Origin of the sequence: Vibrio sp. FF266, assembly GCF_041439695.1 — a bacterium.
In the GTDB taxonomy this organism is placed as follows: Bacteria; Pseudomonadota; Gammaproteobacteria; order Enterobacterales; family Vibrionaceae; genus Vibrio; species Vibrio tasmaniensis_A.
The window spans coordinates 1-2,286 of sequence record NZ_JBGOOO010000097.1; the positions used below are offsets into that span (position 1 = coordinate 1).

3 protein-coding genes and 1 pseudogene are annotated in these 2,286 nt (G+C 35.8%); all 4 read right to left on the reverse strand.

What is annotated here, in order from left to right:
• Nucleotides 1-175 precede the first annotated feature (175 nt).
• Nucleotides 176-592, reverse strand: coding sequence for a hypothetical protein (locus ACED59_RS24320; RefSeq protein ID WP_029224009.1), 417 nt, complete (start codon nucleotides 590-592; stop codon nucleotides 176-178).
• A 50-nt stretch (nucleotides 593-642) separates the two neighbouring features.
• Nucleotides 643-1,212, reverse strand: a complete 570-nt coding sequence (locus ACED59_RS24325; protein WP_371704917.1) for a hypothetical protein — start codon at nucleotides 1,210-1,212, stop codon at nucleotides 643-645.
• Between the two features lie 406 nt (nucleotides 1,213-1,618).
• Nucleotides 1,619-2,014 carry an AHH domain-containing protein gene (locus ACED59_RS24330; RefSeq protein WP_017097143.1) on the reverse strand — a complete coding sequence of 132 codons (396 nt, stop codon included), beginning with the start codon at nucleotides 2,012-2,014 and terminating at the stop codon, nucleotides 1,619-1,621.
• A 14-nt stretch (nucleotides 2,015-2,028) separates the two neighbouring features.
• Nucleotides 2,029-2,286 (reverse strand): annotated as a pseudogene (locus tag ACED59_RS24335) (hypothetical protein); the annotation flags it as partial.

The window sequence follows — 2,286 nt, forward strand, 5'->3', positions numbered from 1 at the left end:
CTCGTTAGTGATTGTACTCACTTAACTCAGTGTCCAAAACTTCTGGTGCGGATCAGTACAACAGCGTTGCCGACTGTTGTTAAACAAACATCAGGGGTGTATTACGTTCACTTAACTCAAAAAACACCGCAACTAAACGCAAAAAGCGCCTTACGGCGCTTTTAATTCTGACGGTCTAATAACGACCATATGGAGCTGTGGTATCATACCATATGTCGACGCAACCAGCTGATTTCAGGTCTTTAACGAAGTTCTCACTGATATATAATTCATTATTCTCGTTAAAAACAAAAGCATATTTTTCTTCTACTTCTAAATCTGTCAGGGTTGGAAATTGTAAAAGTTCAATTGTTTTATAATCATCAAACTGTCTATCATAATCGTCAGGATGACTACCAAAATCAAAATTACTATCCCAAGCATCCTTTCCTTCAAGCCACGATTCATTAAACTTTTCTAAAATTTCTTCCCAAATTACGAATCGGATAGTATTGTCAAAAATAATAAATAAGTCAGGGTTAGAAAAAACCATACCTGGTCTTTTTTCTGGTAGTACATTGCTTAAATTTTCTTTAATAAACTTCATATACATATTACTTTAAGATTGTTATTTAAATAAAAACAATTCAAATTTGATTTCATCTATCTAAAGTCTGAATAGCCGTCTGCCGGTATAAATTCTACACCGACTAGCTTAGAATTTTTTATTTTTTCAACTAAACTTTTATGGAAAAAAACACACTTCAACCAACCAGGATCTACCACTATCTGTCTTCTATCTACTGGTATAGTCTGAATCAGTTTTTCATCTAATATAAGATTAAGAATACCACTAATCATCTCATCACCATCAGAATCCTTTCGGTACCTCTTGATCTCACTTTCGGATCTATCAATCAACTTAATCTCGTTGACAACTTGTAGCATAAGAAAATCATGCTCACCTTTATCATGAAGTTTAATATCGACCCAATTAATTCCAAAAATGTTATTCAAATTTAATTTCGAAAATCCATTTTTATTAATCGAGAAATTTGGCATCTCAAGTATATCTGGGATTTCATAATCATCTTGTGGAAGAAATTCGACTATCAAGGGAACAGGTGCTTTAGGGTAAGTAAAACTCGTTAAGGGCACTGAATCGATGTGTTCATCTGGAAAACAGTAAATTGGGGAATTGACACACTCTCTTGCAAAAAAATATTCACTCATTTTCCAACCTCAAGTTTTCTAGGTTTCATCGTCTTACCTTTTACATTCTTTATATTGTGTTTTTCTTCCGGTAGCTTGGAAGTTCTACTTGGGCATGCGCTTCTTGATTTACTCTTGCTTTCTATATTACTTTCGCCTACACAACCTATGTCACTTGCCGGAGAGTAATCATGACCAAAAGTCGAAATTGTATATAAAAAGCTATCTAAACACACTAAAATATCTTCAGAGGCCCCATCTAAATCAGACTGAAAATATCTTGTATTTCCTGTCTTACAATAATACTTCCTTTGGGCATTTTCTTTTACACCTTTAATATCTCGATTAACCGATTTTATATACTTTATATCTTCCAGCCGTAACTTAGTTACTACAGGATCAGGAACCTTTGTTACCGGAATTGATGTTACTTCACCACTTTCAGGATCTGAACTTGTTTCCCAAACTGTTCTTGCTCGGTCTTGAAGTCCAAGCCTCCACCATGGCCAGACTTATGGACGTGTGTATTGACTTGACAAGCAATATCCGTTTTGGAAGGGAACATTACCCCATTTTTCCAGGTGTTTATATCATACTCATATGCTTCTCTGTATTTTTTCCAGTCTGGAGTATCTAAGTTTTTAGTTGTTATGATGTGGTGAGCCTGAAGTCCGAACTGTCCGTCATCCCCTTTCAAACGTCCATCCGCCCATAAATGTTCATTGAAGCCCGACTTATAGTGCTTAGATTTGATGGATTTTGCTAAAGCAGGCCCTGAGCCTTTTACAAGACTGTGTTTTTTTACAGTTGAGTTTTTAGCCATGATGGTATTGACCTCTAATAAGCATCACATTTTTCAGGTTTCTTCTTACAAACAGGACAAATAAATTCATCTTTATCTTTCTCTTGATTCGCCTTACTAGTATTTTTACCAGATTGCGCAGTATTACCAGACCCATGCTTTACCTTTGCAGGGTATGCTCTCTCACTTTTACCCAGAATTCGAGCGAATAACTGGTCAAACTCACCCATCGCTTCTCTTAGTTTATCCGGCACCATTTTATCGATGATTTTCACTTCATCGGCCAACTTTAA

Coding starts and splice junctions, on each gene's coding strand:
- ACED59_RS24320 (WP_029224009.1), bottom strand. CDS start 592: ATGTATATGAAGTTTATTAAAGAAAATTTAAGCAATGTACTACCAGAA.
- ACED59_RS24325 (WP_371704917.1), bottom strand. CDS start 1,212: ATGAGTGAATATTTTTTTGCAAGAGAGTGTGTCAATTCCCCAATTTAC.
- ACED59_RS24330 (WP_017097143.1), bottom strand. CDS start 2,014: ATGGCTAAAAACTCAACTGTAAAAAAACACAGTCTTGTAAAAGGCTCA.